The organism is Sphingomonas sp. SP4 (genome assembly GCF_058313375.1).
The window spans coordinates 435,519-457,489 of sequence record NZ_JBZFLE010000001.1 but is presented as its reverse complement, the minus strand read 5'-3'; the positions used below and the strand labels follow the sequence as shown (position 1 = coordinate 457,489).

The following is a 21,971-nucleotide window of genomic DNA, read 5'->3' as shown; positions in this document are numbered from 1 at the left end:
CCTACTTCGCAGGTTGACCCGTCCACTTGCCCAGCCAGCCGAAGACCTCGTCGTACCACTGCACCGAGTTCTTCGGCTTCAGCACCCAATGGTTCTCGTCCGGAAAGACCAACAGGCGTGACGGGATGTTGCGGCGCTGGAGGGCGGTGAAGGCGGCAATCCCCTGCGTGTAGGGGATACGGAAATCCTTCTCGCTGGTGATGACCAATTGCGGCGTCCGCCAGTTGGTCACGTGATTGACGGGGTTCCATTTCTCGAACTCGGCGGGGGCCTCGTAATAAGGATGGCCGCCGTGTTCCCATTCGTCGAACCACAGCTCTTCCGTTTCATAGGCCATGGCGCGGGCGTCGAAGACACCGTCGTGCTGGACGATGCACTTGAACCGGTCGGGCCAATTCCCTTCGATCCAGTTCATCATATAGCCACCGTACGAGGCGCCGAGCGCGCAGGCGTTGTCGGCCTGGAGCTGCGGGTCGTTGGCTGTCGCGTAGGCGAGACCGGCCTTCAGGTCCTCGAGCGGCTTGCCGCCCCAATCGCGATTGATGCTGTCGGTGAAAGCCTGGCCGTAGCCGGGCGAGCCATGGAAATCGACGGTGACGACGCCGTAGCCGCCGGACGCGAGCACTCGCGAATTCCAGCGGAAGGACCAGGCGTTGCCGAAGCTTGACTGCGGTCCGCCGTGGACGACGAAGGCGATCGGCAACGTGCTGTTGCGAACCGGCTTGATCTTCATGCCCCAGACCTTGTCGCCGTTCGCTCCGGCGAAGCTGTACTTGTCGAGCGTGACCGGATCGAACTCGGCGAGCATGTCGCGGTTCACGTCGGTGAGCTTGGCAACGCGGCCTCGGCGGTCGATGCGGTAGAGATCGTCGGGGGCCATGATGCTGTTCATGGTCGCGATCGCGCCGCCGTTTGCGAGGGCGTGCACGTTTCCGAAATGGCCGTCCTTGGTAAGACGAGTGACCTTGCCGCTGCGCACATCGACTCGGAACACAGGATGCTCCAGCGTGTCGTCGGCGGTGACGAGCAGGCTGCGGCCGTCCTTCGACCATTCGACGCCGTCGACCGAGCGATCCCATGCCTGAGTGAGCGGCCGTACCGTTCCCGTCGCGAGATCGCGCAGCATCAATACTTGGCGGTCGGCTTCGTAGCCTGGCCGAGCCATGGCGACGTAGACAAGCGTGCGGCCGTCCGGTGATGCTGCGGGCAGCGTGTCGGTAGCGTCGTTGGCGTCGGTCAGGTTCACCGGTGCAGCCGAGCCGTCGCTGGGTGCAGAGAAGATATCGAGGTTGGTCGAGAGAGATTCGATCCGCCCTGCTTCGCGAAGAGCAAAGAAAACGGTTCGGCCGTCGGGTGAGAAGGAAATCTCTTCGCCGCCGCCGAACGGCTTGGACGGTGTGTCGCCGACCAGCGCACCGGTCAGCGGCGCTCCTCCACCGGCCAGTTTCCCGCCCTGAACAGCGAAGCCGAACAGGCGCGATCGCACGCCCGGATCAGCCCACGTGTCCCAATGACGAATGAACAACCGATCGAAAACGCGGCCACTGCCGGTCGCGGGCTTCGGCGGAAGACCGTCGCAATTAAGGTCTGCGCAGCGCAGGTCCCGGTCTGCCCAGACGACGACGCGGTCGCCGGAAGGCGCCAGCTTGAAGCCGCCGATGTCGCCCTTGAAGTCGCTTACCCGGATCGGTGCACCACCGACGCTCATGCGGAACAGCTGATCCTGGTCGCCGACCGGCATCAGGAACCACAGGCTTCCGTCCGGGCCGAACGTGGCATCGTGCCCCTGCTCCGCGCCGGCAATCGGCTGCGGGGTCGCGCCGGCCTTGCTCAGGTCGAAAAGGTAAAGTGTGTTCGCGCGCTTGTTCTTGTCCCAATTGGTTTCGGAGACCGTGAACACCGCATAATGTCCATCGGGGGACACCTCCGGCGCGCCGAGGCGATGCAGCGACTGCATGTCCTTCGCCGTCATCGGGCGGGCTGAAACAGATGTGGCGGTTAGCGCCGCGGTAGCGGCAGCGAGCAAGAGCGCGGTTCGGATCATGACGCAGGCGTAGCAAAGCCGCGCCGGTGCGCAAGTTCTAGAGCGGGCGCCCAGTGATGCGGGTGATTTCGCGCTTCACATGCTCTTCGACCATCTGCGGCAGATGCTCGTCGAGCCATTGCTTCAGCATCGGCCGAAGCATTTCGCGGACCATCTCCTCAAGCGGATTGACCTGCGGAGCAGCAGGAACCGTGGCAGCGACCGTCTGCAGTTGCTCAAGTGCCTGGCGGCTCTGACTGGTGACGGTCTCGTCGAGCAGCGGCGGGCCGAGATCGGCGGGCGGCGCGAGGGGCTCGTCGAGCTCGAGAATGTCGACTTCGGAACTCTCTTCCTCTTCGGGAAGCACTTCCTCCTCGACCGTCTCGGCGGGACGGCCGGACGTGCGAATTTCCTTCTCCTCGGCGATCACTTTCTTGATCGACGCGAGGATGTCTTCCATCGAGGGTTCGCGACCGGGCGACTGCATTCGAAAAGCTATCGCTTATTGAGCGGGCTGAGTCACCCCTGTGGTGATGACCGGCGCCGTACCGGGGGCGACCTGCTGGGTGACGATCGGATTGGCCGGAAGCTCTTGAGGCGACACGGTACGAGTCGCTGCGGTGCGATGGCGCGGATCGCTAGCCCAGTCGAACCAGTTGCCGGCGACCCGGCGATAGTTGCCGAGCGGATCATAAAGCGGACCGCCGTCGAGACCGAGGGTCTCCGCCTGGGCTTGGCCCATTGCGTTGAGCAACTGGAAACCCGCGACATAAGCGTCGCGCTTCGCGGTCACCAAGGCGACCTGCGAATTCAGCAATTCCTGCTCGGCGTTGAGGACGTCAAGGACCGTGCGGGTACCGACGCTCTGTTCGGCCCGGGCGCCTTCCAGCGCCAGCTCGTTCGCTTGCACCGCAACGGTATTGGACTGGATGGCCTTTTGCGCCGCGTCGTACGTCGCGAACGCAGAGCGGGTGGACTGGACCACGGCCCGTTCGGTTCCGACGACCTGCTCCTGAACCTGTCCCTGTTGCGCCTGCGCCTGCCGGATGCGCGCTGCGGGAAGGCCGCCCTGGAAGATCGGAATGTTGGAGCTCAGGCCGATAGTCGTCTGAGTGCCGGTATTCGGCGTCGGCCCGTGGGTGGTGCCAAGCTCATTCGCATAAGTGGCCGACGAAACAGCTGACAAAGTCGGAAGGCGGCCGGCCCTGGCGACATTCACGTCATAGCCCGCGGCAATAGCCTGCCGGCTGATCGCGACAAGGTCAGGATTGCCGGAGAGCGCGATCCGAACCGCTTCGTCCGAGGTCGTCGGAAGCGGTGGAAGCGGTGGCGGCGGTGCCAGTTGACCGGGCGGATGACCGATGACCTGGCGGTAAGTCGCCTCGCTCGAGGTGAGCTGTCCCTGCGCTCGCGACAGGTCCGACCTACCCAATTGCAGGCGCGCCTCGGATTGAGCCACGTCGGTGCGCGTAAGGTCGCCGATCTGAAATCGGTCGCGCGTCGCCTCGAGGTTGGTGGTCAGAACCCTAACGTTGTTCTGGTTGAGTTCCACGACCGAGCGGTCGCGGATCACGTCCATGTAAGCGGCTACGGCCTGGGTAAAGACGTCGCCTTCGACAGCACTAAGCGTCGCTCGTCCGGCGAGTACCCGCGTCTCGGCAGCCCGGACCGAATTTTTGACCGCGCCTCCGGAGTAGATCGGCACGCTAAGCTGGGCGGTGGCCGAAAGGTTCTGGCTTAGGACGCCGATTTCGTAAATGCCGGAGCGGCTAAGGTCGCGGTTCAGGCCGACATTGACGCCGACTTGCGGGCGGCCCGCTGCCCTGGCGATCGCGACCTGGGCATCGGTACCCTTCAGATTTTCCCGCTGACCCGTAAGCGTTGGGTTGGTCTGGTACGCCGAGACCAGGGCCTCGCGGAGCGTATCGGCCGAGGCGGTACCCGCCATGAGTGCAGCAACCAGCGTTGCGGAAATGAGCTTACGAACCACTGGGGACCCCTAAAAGGTGAATTCTTTCGGACGGCTGAAGCCGGGGAGCACGGGCACACCCGCGTCGCCGACGGATAGATAACCGAATGCCCCACCCGCCTTGCGGCCGACGATCAGGCGCGTGATCCCGCGGTCGATCAGAGCCGCGCCGAGACGTCCGCCATCGGCGAGCTGCGCGATGATCGTATCAGGAATATATTCGACGGCACCGTCGATCAGGATCTGATCAAAGCTGCCGCCGTTGGGATCGCCACCCTCTAGCGAACCTTTCACGATGCGAATGCCGAGCTCATCTGCGCGCGCCGCAAGCTCGGAATCGCTTTCGACTGCCGTCACATCGAGGCCCATCGCCGCGAGTACGGCTGCGGAATAGCCCGTACCAGCGCCCACGACGAGCGCGCGCTGCCCGGGTTCGGGCATCATTTGGGTCAGCAACGATCCAAGCGCAGCCGGAGCCGACAGGTAGCGGCCGCCGCCGAGCGGAAGCGCGCGGTCGACGTAAGCCAACGGCCGCACATGCTCGGGCACGAACTTCTCGCGCGGGATGGAGCCCATCGCTTCGATGACGGCAGGATCGGCAACGCCCTCTGGGCGCAACTGGCTCTCGACCATGGCCAGGCGCGCGGTCTCATAATCGGGGATCGGGGTCTGGATGGTCATGTGCGTGTTATATTATGCTAATACACCTAAATTTCAAGGCTTGGCTGGACGAAGCGCAGGCGAAGCCAAGCGGCGCTCATATCGGCACGTTCGCCCCTCGCCAACCGCCCTTCATCGAAAGATGCACGGTTGTTGCTGCACTGCACCTTGGGGTTGACCCGGGCGGGACGCTCGCGGCAAAGGCGTCGCTCTCCCCCGAGGCCCGATGGCGGAGTGGTTACGCAGAGGACTGCAAATCCTTGCACGCCGGTTCGATTCCGGCTCGGGCCTCCACTTTCCCTGCGAGCGCAGGTTGAATTCGCCGACATCGCCTGACCTCACTCGTACCTGAGGGCGTGGATGGGGTTCGCCCGGGCGACCTTCACGGCGTGGCCAATCACCGTCGCGATGGCGATGCCAAGCGCGATGGCCGCAGCCATCAGGAAGGGTGTGACGCCAAGCGTGATGCGCTCGTCGAATTTGTTCAGCCAGTCTCGCATCAGCCACCAGGCAACAGGCCACGCGATGATGTTTGCGAAGATCACCGGCCGGCTGAACTGCCACACTAGCAGCTGCACGATGTCGCGGGTGCTCGCGCCGAGCACCTTGCGGATGCCGATTTCCTTCGTCCGCCGTTCGGCCGTGAATGCCGCGAGTCCGAACAGGCCGAGGCAACCGATAATGACGGTCAGCAGCGAGAAGCCGGCGAACAGCTCTCCGCGGGCGGTTTCGACTTCATATTGCTCTCTGACCAAGTCATCGGCGAAGTCGGCCTGGAAAGGCACGAGCGGTATCAGCTGGTGCCAAATGCTCTCGATCTCGCCGCGAACGGTGGCAGGTGAAACCCCCGCGTAACGCACAGCAACCTGCGAGAAAAAGGTCTTCTGCATGACATAGACCGTCGGTTGGATGGGTTCGCGGACCGACCGGAACCGAGTGTCCGCTACCACGCCGACGATGGTGCACGGGACGAGCCCGGCATCCCCAGCGGCCAGAGGGCCCCTTATCTCCTTCCCAATCGCTTCCTGCGGGGTCCAGCCGAGGCGCTTGGCCGCGGCTTCGGTGATCACGACGTTGATGCCGCGCGCGGCGAGCGCGCGTTCTGCTGCCGGGTCCACCGGGAACGGCGTCGTCGCATCGTCCTTGCCCTGCGATTCTGAGAAGAAGCGGCCAGCGAGGAGGCGCATGCCCATCGCCTCGAAAAAGCCGGACTCGATCCCGTAAACTCCGAGCGAGACGGAGCTCGGATTTCCGGGCACGAAGAAGTCGTTCATCGAATTACCGCTTGGCGACACGCCGATCTGGGTACCGGCCGCCCCCTGCACACCCGGGATTCGGCGCACGCGCTCGACGAAGGATCGCGCCTGATCGTTCGAGACGCCGCGGAATGACAGGTTGGAAACCTGCAATAGGCCTTCGCGCTGGTAGCCCGCGTCAAGCGTTTGGGCGAAGACGGTTTGGGCGTAGATGACGGCGGTGCACGCGATCAGTCCGATCGAGATCGCGAACTGGGTCACGACGAGCAGGTTTCGCAGGCGTCCGGAGCCTTCCGCGTCGGCGGCCGACTTGTTCGCCTTGAGGATCTTCGCAGGCTGGAAGCGCGACAGATAGAAAGCGGGATAAAGACCGCCGGCAATCCCAACCAGAAGCACGAGCAGGACGATAGGAAGCCAAAGCCCGTCCGAACCGAAATAGTTCAAATGGATGTCGGCCTTGAGGAACGCGTTGAAGGCGGGAAGCACGAGCTCGACCAGAGCAAGCGCAACGATCATCGCGATCACGGCGAGCAGAACCGACTCTCCCAGGAACTGCGCGATCAGCTGCTTGCGGCTGGCACCGAGAACCTTGCGCAGCGCGACTTCCCGCGCCCTCTGCGAGGCACGCGCAGTCGCAAGGTTGGTGAAGTTGATCGCGGCCATACCGAGCACCAGCATCGCGATCACCGCGAAGGTGGCGACCGTTCCACGATCATTCCCCTGCGTCATGCCGAATTCCTGGGCCTTGCCGAGATGAACGTCGGCGACATTCACCAAACGAAGGTCCATGTCGTCGCCGACATTATGCCGCTCGCCGTTGACAACCTCGTCGGGGATGTTGCGCTTTTCCCACGCAGGAAGCTGCGCATTGATCGCTGCTGCATCGGTGCCTTTGCGGAGCCTGACGAAATTCCATCCCTGCTGACTGCCCCAGCGCGAGAGCTGCTCTTGCCGATCGGCGAACTGCGTTCCGAGATCGAAGCGCGCGACCATGGCCGCCGAAATGGTGCTGTTCTTCGGAATGTCCTTGTAGACGGCCGTGACGCGGTAATCGACGTCGCCCGTGTTATCGACGATCGTCAGCGACTTGCCGATCGGGTCGGCCGTTCCAAACCGCCGGCGCGCTTCGCTTTCGCTCAACGCGACGGAGTGAGCGTCAGGTAATGCAGTGCGGAAGTTGCCCCGCACGAATGGCACTTGGAACACTTCGAAGAGGTTGCTGTCCGCCATGCGTAGCGTCTCGACCTCGGTCGGTTGGCCGTCCTGGATGACGATCGGTGAGAAGGAGCGCACCCACACGAGCTTCTCGACCTGCGGGAAGTCTTTGGCGAGGGCGCGTCCGGATACGATCGCGCTGAGCTGAAGCGCTTTCGCTTCGCCCATCCGGCTGTCCGGCGAATAAAAGGTTTGGAGCTGATAGACCTGGTCTGCGTTCGGCAGCCAGTCGTCGTAGCTCTCCTCATATTTCACGTAGAGCAGGATCAGCAGGCAGGCGGCGAGACCGATGGCCAGGCCGAAGATGTTGATGAACGCGTAGACCTTGTTCTTGGCGAGGGCGCGAAGCCCGACGGTCACATAGTTACGCCACATAGCCTGAGATCCTCTTGTATCCGATCGGTGATGCGGTTGACTTCACGCGGCGCGACGCCGTTCCTGCAGGATGCGACCGTCGAGCATGTTGACGACGCGGCTGGCGAAATCGGCGTGCACCGGCGAGTGCGTGACCATCACGATCGTCGAACCCTCCTGGTTGAGCTGACGAAGCATGCGCATGACCTCCTCGCCGTGATGGGTGTCGAGGTTGCCGGTCGGCTCGTCGGCAAGGATCAGCTTGGGCGATGCAACGAGCGCGCGGGCGACCGCGACGCGTTGCTGCTGCCCTCCTGAAAGCTGGCTCGGGCGGTGCTTCGCGCGGTGCGCGATACCAACCTTGTCCATGACTTCGTCGACGCGCCGCTTGCGCTCCGCAGCCGGGACGTCGTGATAGAGCAAAGCAAGCTCAACATTCTCGCGAACGCTGAGCTCGTCGACCAGATTGAAGCTCTGGAAGATGAAGCCGATGTTCTCCTTCCGAACATCGGCAAGCTTGCTTTCAGACAGCGGCGCGACCTCGAGGCCGTTGAAAATGTAGCTACCGGACGTCGGGCTATCGAGCATGCCAAGCATGTTGAGCAGCGTCGATTTGCCGCAGCCCGATGGACCCATGATCGCGACGAACTCGCCCTCGTCGATCGCAAGGTCGATCGCGTCGAGCGCGACCGTCTCGACGGTCTCGGTGCGGTAGCTTTTGGTGAGGCCAGTCATCGTCAACACGATTGAAGTCCTTTCTATTTGCCGGAGAAGCTCAGCTCGCTCTTGTCGAGCAGGCCGCTGTAGGATGAGGTGATCACGCGTTCGCCAGGGGACAGGCCGCTCAGGACCTCAACATAGCTGCTGTTGCGGCGGCCGAGCGTGACCGGACGCTTTGTTGCGCCGTTGCCGTCCTTGTCGACGACGAAGATCCAGTTGCCGCCTGTGTCGTTGAAGAAGGCACCAGTAGGAATGAGGAGCGCGCGCTTCGAATCGCCCAGCGTCAGCTTCGCCTGAACCGTCTGGCCGCGCTGCATCGACGCCGGCTCGCCATTGGTGAAGAGCAAATCGATCTGGAACTGTCCGTTCCGCACCTGCGGATAAACCTTCGAGACTTTGAGGTTGTAAGTCTTGCCGTCGATGTCGGCTGTCGCAGTTTGCCCCACCTGCACACGCCCGAGGTAGAATTCGTCGACGTCCGCCTGCAGCTTGTCATCGCCGGCGCTATCGATCTGGCCGATCCGTTGGCCCTGCTGCAGCGACTGGCCGAGCTGGATCTCAAAGCCGCTGAGCTGCCCCGTGACGGGCGCTCGAATGTTGAGCTGCCCAAGGCTGCTCTGCGCCACGCCCATGCTGCTGTTGAGCGAGCTTGAAGCGGCGCGAAGCTGGGCAAGCTGGCTGGTCTGCAACGACTCCGTCTGTGCGATGCTTTGCTTGAGGATTGCCAGCCGCTTCGCCTGATAGTCCAGGTCGTCCTTCGTATCGTTCAAGGCCTTCTTCGAGATGAAGCCCCGATCGGCGAGCGGCTTGTAAAGGTCGTACTGACGCCGCGCCTTGGCGAGATCGGTCTCTGCCTGGTTGAGGTCGCGAAGATTGGTGTTGCGGGTCTGGGTCAGCGCCAGCTCCTGGCTACGCATATTGTTGAGCTGCTGCTCGACCTCCGCCTGCTTTTCGAGCGTCGAGAGTTGGAGCTCGGCGTTGGACAGGACCGCGAGCAATTGCCCTTGCGTGACTTGCGCGCCGTCCTCGACAAGTTTCTTCTCCACCCGGCCACCCTCCACCGCATCCAGATAGACCGTCACGAGCGGCGTCACTCGTGCGCGGAGCGGCATGAAGTCCTCGAAGACGCCGGACTGGACGGTGCCGAACGCGAGCCGGTCACGCTCCACCGATTGCGAGTCCGCCTTAGGCGCGAAGAACCAGAAGAGGAGGACCAGGAGGAGGACGGCTGCTCCGCCGCCAGCAATTAGCAGCCGTTTGTCGATCCGGCGGCTTTCGATCACGCGGTCCATGGCCCCGCCGGAAGAGGCTTCTGATGCCTGCGGCTGACGGATTTCGACCAGGCTCATTGTCCGGCTTCGAACAGCTGGTGTCCGGATTCGGACAGCTGCACGCTCCTTTTGCCCTCTGAGCCGGATTCGAACTTGCTGAATGGTCGCGATGTCATGGCCTAATCTTTGCAAACCGCGTGCCAACCGGGCTTCAGCGAGGTTCAGGCGCTCCTCACTGTTCGTTTTCGGACAATCGCATTAGGCTGCTGGTGCATGGGCAAGCCGTTCAACCTGGCCGTCGTCGTCGATGACGACCCTGATGTCGCACTCGCGGCGAGGCTTGCTTTGCGCGATTTGTTTGATCGGATCGAGACACTGTCCTCGCCGTCCGAGCTTCTGGCCTTTATTGAAAGCGAAGGCCCCGATGCCATCCTGCTCGACCTAAATTTCGAGCGTTCCGCAACCGACGGCCGCGAAGGTCTGGACTATCTGGCACGGATCATGACCGTGGACCCAGATTCCGCAGTCGTGATCATCACGGCGCACGGTGCGGTCTCGATCGCGGTGGAAGCCATCAAGCGCGGTGCCAGCGATTTCGTCGCGAAGCCATGGAGCAACGAGCGGTTAGCATCGACCGTCCGCAGCGCCGCTGCACTTCGCCAAAGCCGGATCGAGGCGCGCCAAGAGCGCTGCCGATCTGCCGAAATCTCACAAGGGTCTGAGACGCCCTTGCTCGGGCAATCGGACGCAATGAAGCGCGTGCGCGAAGTCATCGCCCGAGCCGCGCCTACCGAAGCCAATGTGCTGATCCTCGGCGAGAACGGAACCGGCAAGGAAATCGTCGCGAGGGAGGTTCATCGGCAGTCGCGGAGATCCGAACATCCACTGGTTTCCATCGATCTCGGCGCCACGACGGAGAGCCTGTTCGAATCAGAACTGTTCGGGCACGTCAAAGGCGCATTCACTGGCGCCGCAGGCGAGCGCATCGGCAGGCTCAAGGCGGCCGACCGCAGCACGTTGTTCCTCGATGAGATCGGCAATTTGCCGCTGCATCTCCAGCCGAAGCTTCTGACTGCCCTCGAGCAACGGCAGGTCGTGCCGGTAGGATCAAACCGCAGCGTGCCGATCGACGTCCGCGTGATTGCAGCAACCAACGTTTCGCCGGATCTGCTCAGCGACGAGAAGCGCTTCCGTCAGGACCTGCTCTTTCGGCTGAACACGATCGAGATAGAGTTGCCCCCGTTGCGTGCGCGGCGCGACGATATCCCTCTACTGCTGGAGCATTATCTCGGCCTTTACAGCCGCAAGTATGACCGGCCTGACCGGCGGATCCCCGACGAGGTTCTCGAGGCCCTGATACAGCAGGAGTGGCGCGGCAATGTCCGTGCGCTCCGGCACGCGACCGAGCGCGCGGTGATCATGGCGGAAGGTGAATCCTACCGCATCGAGGACTTCCCGCTTCCGAGCCGCGCCAACGACCCGTCCGTGCCTCTCCCGAGCCAGAGCCTGAACCTGGAGCATGTCGAGAAGCAGATGATCGAACGCGCGTTGAAGACGCACCACTTCAACATCTCGCTTGCTGCCGCCGAACTCGGCCTGAGCCGCGGCGCGCTCTACCGGCGCATGGAAAAGCATGGACTTTAGGCGGAAGTTCGAATTCGGGCTCGCCTGGCGAACCCTCTTCCTCATCGGCGCGATCTGGCTCTTCGCGAAAGCGATCGAAGCACCGGATATTCGTGCGGGCCGCGTCATCGCAGGAGGCATCGCGATCGCTGCGATCGTGAGCCTGTGGAATTTCATTCGCCGGACCAATCTGACCGTGTCCCGGTTCGTCGAGTCCGTTCAGTTCCAGGATTTTTCGCAGCGCTTCTCAAGCCCTGCGGGAGGCGGATTCGACGTCCTCGGCGATACGCTCGATCGCGCTCTGAAAACGCTTCAAGCTAAACAGATGAAGCAGGCCGCGGAGGTCCGTTATCTCTCCGCGATCGTCGACGATGCTCCGAGCGCGCTGCTCACCATCGATCGTGACGGCAAGGTCGAGATGCTCAACAAGGCCGCGCGTGTGCTGTTCGCGAACCATCATCTTACGAGGGTCGCGGATCTCGAGAAGCTCGGACCGGAGCTTGCCGCCGCGGCCGCACTGCCGCCCGGCGCCCGCAAGATCACCCGCCTGATACTCGAAGGCGTTCCGCAGCGGGCGACGTTCGCTTCGGCTCAGGTTGCGCGGCTGGATGAGCCGGTCACGATCATCTCCATACTTCCCGTGCAAGGTGAGATCGGCGCTCTTGAGGTGGCGGCTCAGGCGGACCTCGTTCGTGTACTCACGCACGAAATCATGAACTCCCTCACGCCAGTGACTTCACTGGCGCGTTCCGCCGCCGATCTGGTCGAGGCGGCCGACCTCCCGCCTCCACTTGTGGATGCCAAGGTTGCGACGGCGACCGTGGCGCGCAGGGCCGAAGGGATCCTCCGGTTCGTGGAAAGCTACAGGGAATTTGCACAGTCGCCGGAGATCCGAAGGCAGAGTTTTCGAGTCGAGCCCTGGGCGGATGAGATCATGCGGTTGGCCGCAGCGAACCCTGCCCCCCGGCCGATCGACTGGCACCTTGAGATCCAGCCGGAGGGCATGAGCCTCGACGCAGATCCGGAGCTGCTTGCACAGGCTATCCTGAACTTGCTGCGAAACGCGGTGCGAGCGACGAGCGACATCGAGCGGCCAGTCATTGTCCTGTCGTTCGTTCGAGAAGCGAAAGCGCAGTGCCAAATCGAGGTCCGCGACAATGGTCCGGGCATCCCCGAAAGCCGGCGGGAAGACGTATTCCTTCCCTTCTACACCACGCACATGGGAGGAAGCGGCGTCGGGCTTAGCTTCGCCCGACAGGTCGCTCTCGCGCACGGCGGCTCGGTGGCGGCACTTGCTGCCCCCGAAGGCGGCGCCGCTATCCGATTGCTGATCTAGTCCTAGGGAAGTGACTTAAGGGGAAATACGGATGCAAGGTCGGGATTCGTCGAGACTAGGCCCGATGTCTGCACCCGAATTGGAGAGCTAACGGCCGGTCATCCCTCCCGCAGGAGAGCCCTGATGACCGGCCCGACCGATGTTCCTCGCTACGACCTTCCGATCGACAATACGTTGCACGTCGGGTTCACCACCTACGACGCCAAGGATCCGGAGACCGTCACTCCGAAAATTCCTCAGCTACGGCCGCCGGAGGGCGCCCCTAACGTTCTCGTGATTCTGATCGACGACGCGGGTTTCGGCTCGACGAGCGCGTTCGGCGGACCCTGTGCCACTCCGAATTTCGAGAAGCTTGCCGCCGGCGGGCTGAAGTATCTGCGTTTCCATACGACAGCTTTGTGCTCACCTTCGCGGCAAGCCTTGCTGACTGGCCGCAATCACCATTCTGTCGGGATGGGCTGCATCACGGAGACGGCAACCGGCCAGCCGGGCTACACGTCCGTCCTTCGCAAGACCGCGGCTCCCCTTGCCAAGACGCTCAAGTACAACGGCTACAACACGGCCCAGTTCGGGAAGTGTCACGAGGTGCCGGTCTGGGAGACGAGTCCGGTCGGCCCGTTCGACCAATGGCCCACGGGCGGCGGCGGCTTCGAATACTTCTACGGCTTCATCGGAGGCGAGGCGAACCAATGGTACCCCTCGCTCTTCGAGGGAACAGTGCCCGTGGATCCGGGCAAGACTCCCGAGCAAGGTTACAATCTCGTCGAAGACATGGCTGACAAGGCGATTGCTTGGATCGGCCAGCAGAAGATGCTCGCGCCAGACAAGCCCTTCTTCGTCTACTTCGCGCCGGGAGCCACCCACGCGCCGCACCACGTCCCGAAGGAATGGGCTGACAAGTACAAGGGCAAGTTCGATCAGGGCTGGGACAAGCTCCGCGAGGAGACCTTCGCCCGGCAGAAAAAGCTCGGCGTCATTCCGCCGGACTGCAAGCTGACAGCTCGGCACAAGGAAATTCCCGCGTGGGATGACACCGATCCAGAGATGCGCCCCGTCCTGGCGCGCGAGATGGAAGTCTACGCCGGGTTCATGGAATATACCGATCATCACGTGGGCCGGTTGATCGATAGTCTCGGAAAGCTCGGTTTGCTCGAGGATACGCTGATCTACTGCATCATCGGCGACAATGGTGCGTCAGCGGAAGGGACCCTTCAGGGCACCTTCAACGAGATGCTCAACTTCAACGGGCTCGCGGAGCTGGAGACGCCTGAATATCTGAAGAGCCGCCTCGACGAATTCGGCGGACCAAATTCCTATAATCATTATGCCGTCGGCTGGGCGCACGCGATGAACACGCCCTATCAGTGGACCAAGCAAGTCGCCTCCCACTGGGGCGGCACCCGCAACGGAACCATCGTTCACTGGCCGAAGGGGATCGTCGGCAAGGGAGAAGTGCGCAATCAGTTCCATCACGTGATCGATGTTGCGCCGACGATCCTGGAGGCTGCAGGCCTGCCTCAGCCCATATCCGTCGATGGTGTCCAACAAACGCCCATCGAGGGCGTCAGCATGCTTTATTCCTTCAACGAACCGCAGGCGGCGGAGCGCCACGAGACGCAATATTTCGAGATGTTTGGAAATCGCGGCATCTATCACAAAGGATGGACTGCCGTGACGAAGCATAAGACGCCATGGCTGCTGATTGGCGAGGTCACGCCGCCGTTCGATGACGACGTGTGGGAGTTGTACGACGGCGCGGACTGGAGTCAGGCGCGCGATCTGTCGAAGCAGAATCCCGAGAAGCTCCACGATCTGCAACGGCTGTGGCTGATCGAAGCCGTCAAGTACAACGTTCTGCCTCTGGACGACGATATCGCCAAAAAGATGGACCCGGACAGGGCAGGAAGACCGATCCTCATCAAAGGCAATACGCAGATTTTATTCAGCGGAATGGGTCGGCTCAGCGAGAACTGCGTGCTCAACATCAAGAACAAGTCTCACTCTATCACTGCGGAAATCGACGTCGGTGATGATCCGGCGAACGGCGTCATCGTGGCGCAGGGAGCAAATATCGGCGGATGGTCGCTCTATGCGAAGGATGGGAAGCTCAAATATTGCTACAATCTGGGTGGCGTGAAGCTGTTCACGGCTGAAAGCGATACGACGCTGGCGTCGGGCACAAGGCAAGTGCGCATGGAGTTCGCCTATGACGGCGGCGGCCTTGGGAAAGGCGGAACAGCAACGCTTTTCGTCGACGGCAAGAAAGTCGGCGAGACGCGGGTCGATGTCACCCAGGCAATGGTCTTTTCCGCCGATGACGGTTGCGACGTGGGGCACGATTCCGGCGCCCCCGTCAGCCCCGATTATCCGCCTGGCCAGAACGCGTTCAACGGCTCAATCAGAGGCGTCCAGCTGTCGATCGACCCGAACGCGCCGCCGGATCACCTGGTGAACGCGGAGCAGGCGCTCGCACTGGCGATGGCTCGGCAGTAGCCTGAGGCGAGATCAGCCGACTGGCTGCAATTCGTCATTCTTGGCCAGCAGCGATGTGAAGACCAAGAGCTTTTCAGTGGTGGGACGATAGATCTTGCGAAACCTGCCCGCGTCCCACCCGCAGGCGCCGCAAACACAGGTCCCGCCCTGATAGCAGGTCGGATCCAGCTCCTTCAGGCGGACGCTGAATCCGTCACCAACCGGTCGCACGGATTCGATGGTGTACAGCCTGTCGAGGTCGGGCATCGTCGTGCTCTCGCTCCGTATCGGCCTGTTATCGACGCATTCGACTAGATCGTTCGCAACAAAGTCACACATAGACTCAACACACTCTCTGTCCGCCTTCAGCGAGGATGGCGGAAACGTCTTCACAACTCTCTAAGGCGATCATCGTGCCGAACTTCGGCATGGAGCGCCATCGCTGCGTCGAATTGACCACCGCGAGAGCGCATGTCACTCGCCTCGTCATGAGCGAGAAGCCACCTGCACAACGCACCTGGGGAGGTCGGTTCGAGGCCAAGCCGGCCGAGCTGATGACCCGGATCAACGCGTCGATCCGCTTCGACAAGAAGCTGTGGCGTGAAGATATCGCAGCGTCGAAAGCACATGCAGCAATGCTGCGCGATACCGGCATCGTGAGCGAGGAAGACGCGGCGGCGATCCTCGAGGGGCTGAACCAGATTGCAGCAGAGTATAAGCGCGATGGCGTGCCGGAGCGGGCAGAGCTCGAAGATATTCACATGACCGTGGAGCATCGACTCGGTGAGCTGATCGGCGCAGCTGCCGGTCGGCTGCACACCGCGAGGTCGCGCAACGACCAGGTAGCGACAGACTTCCGGCTTTGGGTGCGCAACGCGTGCGATGAGGCGGTGGACGCGATCCGTGGGCTGCAGAGAGTGCTCGTCGAACGCGCTGACGAGCATGCCGAAACAGTGATGCCGGGGTTCACGCACCTCCAGGCCGCGCAGCCGGTGACGCTCGGCCATCATCTGATGGCTTATTACGAGATGCTGCGGCGGGATGTGTCGCGCCTTGCCGACGCGCGAGCGCGCATGAATGAAAGCCCGCTGGGAAGTGCAGCGTTGGCCGGCACCGGCTTTCCAGTGGATCGCCATGCAACCGCCGACAAGCTCGGCTTCGAGCGCGCCACCGCGAATAGCCTCGACAGCGTTTCCGACCGTGACTTCGCCCTCGATTATCTGACCGCTGCGGCCCAGTGCAGCCTGCATTTGTCGCGTCTCGCCGAAGAGCTGATCATCTGGGCGACGAGCGCGTTCGGCTTTGTGAAGCTGTCGGACGATTTCTCTACCGGTTCATCGATCATGCCGCAGAAGCGTAACCCGGACGCGGCCGAGCTGGTCCGCGGCCACAGCGGGCGGATCCTGGGCGCCATGACCTCGCTGATGGTGACGATGAAGGGCCTGCCCCTCGCTTATTCAAAGGACATGCAGGACGACAAGGAGCCCGTATTCGAGGCCTACGACCTGCTGATGCTGTCGTTGCAGGCGCTTGCAGGCATGGTGGAAACGGTGGAGTTCGTGCCCGAGCGGATGCGCGCCGCCGCGGCAGAAGGATTTTCGACTGCCACCGATCTTGCGGACTGGCTGGTGCGCGAGGCCGACGTGCCTTTCCGCGAGGCACATCACATCACCGGCCGTGCCGTGAAGACAGCCGAAGATCGCAATTGCGACCTGGCGGAACTCCCCCTGGATGCGCTGCAGGCTATCGACGACCGGATCGACCAGCGTGTCTACGACGTGCTGACCGTCGATGCGTCCGTTCGCAGCCGCACCAGCTACGGCGGCACGGCCCCTGCCCGCGTGCGCGAGCAGATCGCGGCGGCAAAGGAAGCGCTAAGCCTTTAGCCGTCGATCGCGCTGAGCAATGGTGCGGAGCCGCAGCGCGTTGAGGCGGATGAAACCCGCTGCATCGCGGTGGTCGTAGCTGCCGCTGCCTTCCTCGAACGTGACAAGTTCCTGGTCGTAAAGCGACTGCGCGCTCTCGCGGCCGATGACCGTGGCGTTACCCTTGTAGAGCTTCATCGTGACGCGGCCGCTCACGTGCTCTTGGCTCTTGTCGATCGCCGCCTGCAGCATCTCCCGCTCCGGCGCGAACCAGAAGCCATTGTAAATCAGGCTCGCATAGCGCGGCATCAGCTCGTCCTTGAGGTGCATCGCGCCGCCATCGAGCGTGATGCTCTCTATGCCACGATGCGCTGCGAGCAGGATCGTGCCTCCAGGCGTTTCGTACACACCGCGCGACTTCATGCCGACGAACCGATTTTCGACGAGGTCGAGACGGCCGATACCGTTGTCGTGACCGAGCTGATTGAGCTTGGTCAGGACCTCCGCGGGTGACAGTTTCTTGCCATTGACCGCGACGGGATCACCCTTCTCGAAATCGATGGTGACGGTCGTCGGCTGATCCGGAGCGTCTTCGGGCGAGATGGTGCGCTGGTGAACATATTCGGGCGCATCGGTGGCCGGGTCTTCGAGCACCTTTCCTTCCGACGACGAATGCAGAAGGTTCGCATCGACGGAGAACGGAGCATCGCCGCGCTTGTCTTTCGCGATCGGAATCTGATGCTTCTCGGCGAAGTCTAGCAGCGCCTCCCGACTCTGGAACTCCCATTCGCGCCATGGAGCAATCACCTTGATGTCGGGCTCAAGCGCATAATAGCCCAGCTCGAAGCGCACCTGGTCGTTGCCCTTGCCAGTCGCGCCGTGACAAACCGCGTCGGCACCAACCATGCGCGCTATCTCGATCTGGCGTTTGGCGATCAGCGGCCGGGCGATCGACGTGCCGAGCAGATAGTCGCCCTCGTACTGCGTGTTCGCGCGGAACATCGGGAAGACGAAATCGCGCACGAACTCTTCGCGCAGGTCGTCGATGAAGATGTTCTCCGGCTTCACGCCCAGCATCTCCGCCTTGCGCCGCGCCGGCTCGACTTCCTCGCCCTGGCCGAGATCGGCGGTGAAGGTCACGACCTCCGCGTCGTATTCGGTCTGCAGCCACTTGAGGATGATCGAGGTGTCGAGCCCGCCGGAGTAAGCGAGCACAACCTTCATCTTTTTCGCCATGATCAGTTTTCTTCTATGGTTGGGATGTTGAGCAGCCAGAGCATCGCGCCGCGCGCCGTATGCATCCGGTTTTCAGCCTGGCGCCAGACCGCCGAGCGCGGACCGTCGATGACGCCTGCAGTCACTTCTTCGCCGCGCCGCGCCGGCAAGCAGTGCATGAACGAAGCGTCTGGCGCCTTGGCCATGAGCGCCTCGTTGACTTGATAGGGTTCAAGCACAGCCCGACGGGCCAGAGCCTCGGCGTCCTGCCCCATTGAGACCCAGACGTCGGTGCAGACGATGTCCGCGCCAGTCACCGCTTCAACCGGATCTTCGGTTTGGATGACGCCATCGGGCGCATCTTCAAGGCCGTAACCCGATGGCGCCGCAATGGTCAGCTCGGCGCCGAGCATCACGCAGCCTTGTGCAAGGGAGCGCGCGACATTGTTGTTGCCGTCGCCGACGAAGGCGATCTTCACGCCTTCGATGCGGCCACACACCTGCTCGATCGTCTTCAGATCGGCCAGCGCCTGCAGCGGGTGATCGGTGCTCGAGAGCATATTCAGCACCGGCGCGACGTTCACTGCAGCCATCTGCTGGAGCAACGCATGATCGAACACGCGCGCGGCGATGATGCGGTGATAGCAGGCGAGCGTGCGTGTCACATCCTCGACGCTCTCGCGAGTACCGATGCCGAGCTCGTTTGCTTGCAGATAGACCGGGTGCAGGCCGAGCTGTGCTGCCGCGACCTCCATCGAGTTGCGCGTGCGGGCGCTCGGCTTTTCGAAATAGAGCGCAACACCGTTGAACGTGGCGATGACGCCGGCCTGCGAGCCCTCGTTCGAAAGCTCGAGAATCCGCTTTAGCTCGTCAGGCGACAGGTCCGTGATGGAGAGAAGATGCTTCACCAGCTCTTCTCCCGCTTGATCATCGTGCCCACGCCATGGTCGGTCAGAAGCTCGATTAGCAGCGAATGCTTCACGCGGCCGTCGATGATGTGGGCGAAGTTGACGCCTTGATCGACCGCATCGGCGCAGGCCTTCAGCTTCGGGATCATCCCCTTGCCAACGGTGTCCGATTTCAGCCGCTCGCGGAGTTCCGCGGATGTCAGCCGCGGGATAAGGCTGCGCTCGTCATTGACGTCTGCGAGCAGGCCAGGCGCTGCGGTGAGATAGACGATCTTCTCCGCATTCATCGCGACGGCGATCGCGCGCGCTGCCTCGTCGGCGTTGACGTTATAGGGCTGACCCTCTGCATTCGCGCCGACGGTCGAGATGACCGGCGTGAGGCCATCGTCAAGCAAGCGATGAATGAGCTCAGCTCGGACGTCGGTGACGTTTCCGACGAACCCTAGCGAGGGATCAGCGGGAGTCACCGTCAGCAAACCGGCATCCTCGCCGGAAACGCCGACCGCGACCGGCTCATCACCGGCCTGGCTGTTGATTGTGGCAACAAGGTCGCGGTTGATCTTTCCGACGAGCACCATGCGGACGATCTCGAGCGTCTCGGCGTCCGTCACGCGAAGCCCGTCCTTGAACTCCGGCTCCTTGCCGACGCGCCGCAGCATCGCATCGACCTGCGGACCGCCACCGTGAACGAGGACGCATCTCACGCCGACGCTTCGAAGCAGCAGCACGTCCTGCGCAAGCGCAAGGTCGGACTCGCGGTCGATTGCCGCGCCGCCGAGCTTAACGACCACCGACTTGCCCGCGAACTGACGGATGTAGGGAAGTGCCTCGACGAGGACCGTCGCAATCTCCGACGGCAGAAGAACGATCTTCATGACGTCTTGCTGTTCTCTTTGATGTAGCCGGGCCCGAGGTCGATGCCGATCATCTTGGCCGATGCCTTGCCGGCGCCGAGATGGACCTCGATCTCGACCTCGTCACCCATCATGTGCTGGGCGAGCGCGATCCCATCGTGCTCGACACCTGCGCCGCCCTTGGCGACGACGATCCCGCCGTATGCAACGCGCGAGTTGCCGACATCGAGCTCGACGCCGGCCGAGCCGGCAGCGGCCATGAGACGCCCCCAATAGGGATCGCCGCCGTACCAGCTGCACTTCACGAGATTGTTCTCGACGATGTTCTTCGCAGCGATCTTCGCTTCATTGTCGTTGGAAGCGCCTGTGACCGTCAGCCGCGCGATGCGCGTCATGCCCTCGGCGTCGCGCGCCATCTTCATCGTCAGCTCTTCGCAAGCGGCGAGCACGACGTTCGCGAACTCGTCCGGATCGGCTGGACCGCGCTTGCCGGATGCGAACAGCATTGCGGTGTCGTTGGTCGACGTCGCGCCGTCGACGTTGAGCGTATTGAAGGTCGCGTTCGATGCTTCGCGGAGAACCTTTTGCATAAGCTCGCGAGGCACATCCGCATCGGTCGTCAGGAAGGCGAGCATCGTCGCCATGTTCGGCGCGATCATGCCGCAGCCCTTGGCCATGCCGCCGAGCGTGAAGGTCGAGCCCTTGATCACCACCTGCTTGGGCGTGTGATCGGTGGTGAGGATGCCACGAGCCGCGTCGTCGCCGCCTTCCACGGACAGCTTCCTCGCGAGCTTCGGCGTAGCATTGAGGATCGGCTCCATAGGAAGCGGCGTGCCGATGATGCCGGTCGAGCAGACCAGCACGTCGGCGACATCGACGCCAAGCGTATGAGCCGCCACCGTCCCCATCGCCCGAGCATCCCGCAGGCCGTCCTTGCCGGTACCCGCGTTGGCGTTGCCGGAATTGACGACCACCGCCGACGCGCGGCCGCCATTCTTGCGCAGGAGTTCGCGGTCGAGCTCGACCGGCGGCGCTGCGAACTTGTTCTGCGTGAAGACGGCAGCGCACGGGACCGGCTGCCGGTCCTCGGTCGCCACCAGCGCCATGTCGAAACGACGCCGCTTAATGCCCGCGTGGCACCCGGACGCGACGAAGCCTTCTGCGGCGGTAACACTCATGGAAACACTCCGATTGACGTAAGCCCGGCCGTCTCATCGAGGCCGAGCATGAGATTGGCGCATTGAATCATCTGGCCGGCCGCGCCCTTTCCGAGATTGTCGATGGCGGAGAGCGCCAGCACGCGGCTGGTCCGTTCGTCGTAACGGGCCGTAAGCTGAACGCCGTTCGAGCCGCTGACCCACTTGGTCGCGGGCGGGTCCGCGGTGACATGGACGAATGGCTCTGCATCATAAGCCGCGTGAAGGGCCGCGAGCGGATCGCTCGAGCTCGTCGCGGTTCCGTAGCAGGTAGCGAGGATGCCTCGCGTCATGGGCACGAGATGGGGCGTGAACAGCACCGTCACTCCCAACGCCATTTCCATTTCCGCCGTGTGACGGTGCGATAGCAATCCGTAGGCGGAGAAACTTCCGTCCACCGTACTGAAGCCGGTGGCCTCCTTGGCCTCGCGGCCGGCGCCGCTAACGCCGGATGCCGCGTCGACAATCAGGCTGTCAGCTTCGACCAGACCAGCATCGACCAGCGGCTTGAGAGCGAGGATGGCTGCGGTCGCGTAGCAGCCTGCCGCTGCGACGGCCTTGGCATTGCAGATAGCGTCGCGGTTCAGTTCAGGGATGCCATAGACGAAGGTGTCGAGCAGTGCGGGCGCTTCGTGCGCGTGACCGTACCATTGTGTGTAGGTCTCCGCGTCGTTCAGCCGGAAGTCCGCTCCGAGATCGACAAAAGGAATGCCGCGGTCGAGAATCGTAGCCGCCAGCCTTTGGCTATGCCCGTGCGGAAGCGCCGCGAAGACAAGGTCGACGTCATCAAGGGCCGACTCATCGAATTTTTCGACGATCGCGTTGGGGTAAGCGACGGCAAGGTGCGGGTGGACGGCGCCGAGCTTCTGTCCTGCCTTGCTCTCGCCGAACAGCTTTGCGGGCGCGAACTGCGGATGCGCAGCAATGAGCCGCAGCAGCTCGCCGCCGACATAGCCTGAGGCTCCCAAGATGGCCGTCCGAATCATGAGGAGCGCGCCTATCGACGCATTTGCATATTTATGCAAGTGAATGCA

At 62.7% G+C, this 21,971-nt stretch carries 17 protein-coding genes and 1 tRNA gene; 5 read left to right on the top strand and 13 right to left on the bottom strand.

Annotation, left to right across the window (positions count from 1 at the left end; all coding sequences use genetic code 11):
* Nucleotide 1: 1 nt before the first annotated feature.
* The 4 genes from AC4GYV_RS02260 to AC4GYV_RS02245 are packed head-to-tail and all read right to left on the bottom strand — an operon-like array spanning nucleotide 2 to nucleotide 4,673.
* The gene (locus AC4GYV_RS02260; RefSeq protein WP_491099041.1) at nucleotides 2-2,044 is read right to left on the bottom strand and encodes a dipeptidyl-peptidase 5; all 2,043 of its coding nucleotides are present in this window, start codon (nucleotides 2,042-2,044) and stop codon (nucleotides 2-4) included.
* Nucleotides 2,045-2,081: 37 nt separating this feature from the next.
* Nucleotides 2,082-2,483: a DUF2497 domain-containing protein gene (locus AC4GYV_RS02255; RefSeq protein WP_491099040.1), complete on the bottom strand. Its 402-nt coding sequence runs from the start codon at nucleotides 2,481-2,483 to the stop codon at nucleotides 2,082-2,084.
* A gap of 42 nt (nucleotides 2,484-2,525) precedes the next feature.
* Complete coding sequence (locus AC4GYV_RS02250; RefSeq protein ID WP_491099039.1) at nucleotides 2,526-4,013, bottom strand: TolC family outer membrane protein; 1,488 nt, start codon at nucleotides 4,011-4,013, stop codon at nucleotides 2,526-2,528.
* Between the two features lie 9 nt (nucleotides 4,014-4,022).
* On the bottom strand, nucleotides 4,023-4,673 hold the full coding sequence (locus tag AC4GYV_RS02245; protein ID WP_491099038.1) for a protein-L-isoaspartate O-methyltransferase family protein: 651 nt from the start codon (nucleotides 4,671-4,673) through the stop codon (nucleotides 4,023-4,025).
* Between the two features lie 199 nt (nucleotides 4,674-4,872).
* Between AC4GYV_RS02245 and AC4GYV_RS02240 the strand changes: the two genes are divergently transcribed.
* Nucleotides 4,873-4,946 (top strand) — tRNA-Cys (locus AC4GYV_RS02240).
* Nucleotides 4,947-4,990: 44 nt separating this feature from the next.
* On the opposite strand, the gene AC4GYV_RS02235 is transcribed toward AC4GYV_RS02240, so the two are convergent.
* The 3 genes from AC4GYV_RS02235 to AC4GYV_RS02225 are packed head-to-tail and all read right to left on the bottom strand — an operon-like array spanning nucleotide 4,991 to nucleotide 9,546.
* Nucleotides 4,991-7,498, bottom strand: a complete 2,508-nt coding sequence (locus tag AC4GYV_RS02235; protein ID WP_491099037.1) for an ABC transporter permease — start codon at nucleotides 7,496-7,498, stop codon at nucleotides 4,991-4,993.
* A 42-nt stretch (nucleotides 7,499-7,540) separates the two neighbouring features.
* The gene (locus AC4GYV_RS02230) at nucleotides 7,541-8,212 is read right to left on the bottom strand and encodes an ABC transporter ATP-binding protein (RefSeq protein WP_491100366.1); all 672 of its coding nucleotides are present in this window, start codon (nucleotides 8,210-8,212) and stop codon (nucleotides 7,541-7,543) included.
* Between the two features lie 23 nt (nucleotides 8,213-8,235).
* Nucleotides 8,236-9,546 (bottom strand): efflux RND transporter periplasmic adaptor subunit, encoded by a 1,311-nt coding sequence (locus AC4GYV_RS02225; protein WP_491099036.1) that lies wholly within the window; start codon nucleotides 9,544-9,546, stop codon nucleotides 8,236-8,238.
* Between the two features lie 195 nt (nucleotides 9,547-9,741).
* On the opposite strand from AC4GYV_RS02225, the gene AC4GYV_RS02220 reads away from it, so the two are divergent.
* The 3 genes from AC4GYV_RS02220 (at nucleotide 9,742) to AC4GYV_RS02210 (ending at nucleotide 14,920) form a co-directional block, all read left to right on the top strand.
* On the top strand, nucleotides 9,742-11,112 hold the full coding sequence (locus AC4GYV_RS02220; protein WP_491099035.1) for a sigma-54-dependent transcriptional regulator: 1,371 nt from the start codon (nucleotides 9,742-9,744) through the stop codon (nucleotides 11,110-11,112).
* Nucleotides 11,102-12,427, top strand: coding sequence for a sensor histidine kinase (locus tag AC4GYV_RS02215; RefSeq protein WP_491099034.1), 1,326 nt, complete (start codon nucleotides 11,102-11,104; stop codon nucleotides 12,425-12,427). Before AC4GYV_RS02220 ends, AC4GYV_RS02215 begins: the two co-directional genes overlap by 11 nt.
* Before the next feature lie 123 nt (nucleotides 12,428-12,550).
* Nucleotides 12,551-14,920: an arylsulfatase gene (locus AC4GYV_RS02210; RefSeq protein WP_491099033.1), complete on the top strand. Its 2,370-nt coding sequence runs from the start codon at nucleotides 12,551-12,553 to the stop codon at nucleotides 14,918-14,920.
* A gap of 12 nt (nucleotides 14,921-14,932) precedes the next feature.
* Here the strand turns inward: AC4GYV_RS02210 and AC4GYV_RS02205 are convergent, their stop codons facing one another.
* A complete protein-coding gene (locus AC4GYV_RS02205; protein ID WP_491099032.1) occupies nucleotides 14,933-15,166 on the bottom strand; it encodes a hypothetical protein in 234 nt (77 codons plus the stop codon).
* Nucleotides 15,167-15,387: 221 nt separating this feature from the next.
* Here AC4GYV_RS02205 and argH point away from each other — a divergent pair, with 221 nt between their 5' ends.
* Nucleotides 15,388-16,785 (top strand): argininosuccinate lyase, encoded by a 1,398-nt coding sequence (argH, locus tag AC4GYV_RS02200; RefSeq protein WP_491100365.1) that lies wholly within the window; start codon nucleotides 15,388-15,390, stop codon nucleotides 16,783-16,785.
* Here argH and AC4GYV_RS02195 read toward each other — a convergent pair.
* Genes AC4GYV_RS02195 through argC form a run of 5 tightly spaced genes read right to left on the bottom strand, consistent with a single transcriptional unit; the run spans nucleotide 16,774 to nucleotide 21,923 of the window.
* The gene (locus AC4GYV_RS02195; protein ID WP_491099031.1) at nucleotides 16,774-18,000 is read right to left on the bottom strand and encodes an argininosuccinate synthase; all 1,227 of its coding nucleotides are present in this window, start codon (nucleotides 17,998-18,000) and stop codon (nucleotides 16,774-16,776) included. The genes argH and AC4GYV_RS02195 overlap by 12 nt on opposite strands.
* 2 nt (nucleotides 18,001-18,002) lie before the next feature.
* On the bottom strand, nucleotides 18,003-18,887 hold the full coding sequence (gene argF / locus AC4GYV_RS02190; protein ID WP_491099030.1) for an ornithine carbamoyltransferase: 885 nt from the start codon (nucleotides 18,885-18,887) through the stop codon (nucleotides 18,003-18,005).
* Nucleotides 18,884-19,762, bottom strand: a complete 879-nt coding sequence (gene argB, locus AC4GYV_RS02185; protein WP_491099029.1) for an acetylglutamate kinase — start codon at nucleotides 19,760-19,762, stop codon at nucleotides 18,884-18,886. Before argB ends, argF begins: the two co-directional genes overlap by 4 nt.
* Complete coding sequence (argJ, locus tag AC4GYV_RS02180) at nucleotides 19,759-20,919, bottom strand: bifunctional glutamate N-acetyltransferase/amino-acid acetyltransferase ArgJ (protein ID WP_491099028.1); 1,161 nt, start codon at nucleotides 20,917-20,919, stop codon at nucleotides 19,759-19,761. Before argJ ends, argB begins: the two co-directional genes overlap by 4 nt.
* The gene (gene argC / locus AC4GYV_RS02175) at nucleotides 20,916-21,923 is read right to left on the bottom strand and encodes an N-acetyl-gamma-glutamyl-phosphate reductase (protein WP_491099027.1); all 1,008 of its coding nucleotides are present in this window, start codon (nucleotides 21,921-21,923) and stop codon (nucleotides 20,916-20,918) included. The genes argJ and argC overlap by 4 nt, the downstream gene beginning before the upstream one ends.
* Nucleotides 21,924-21,971 lie beyond the last annotated feature (48 nt).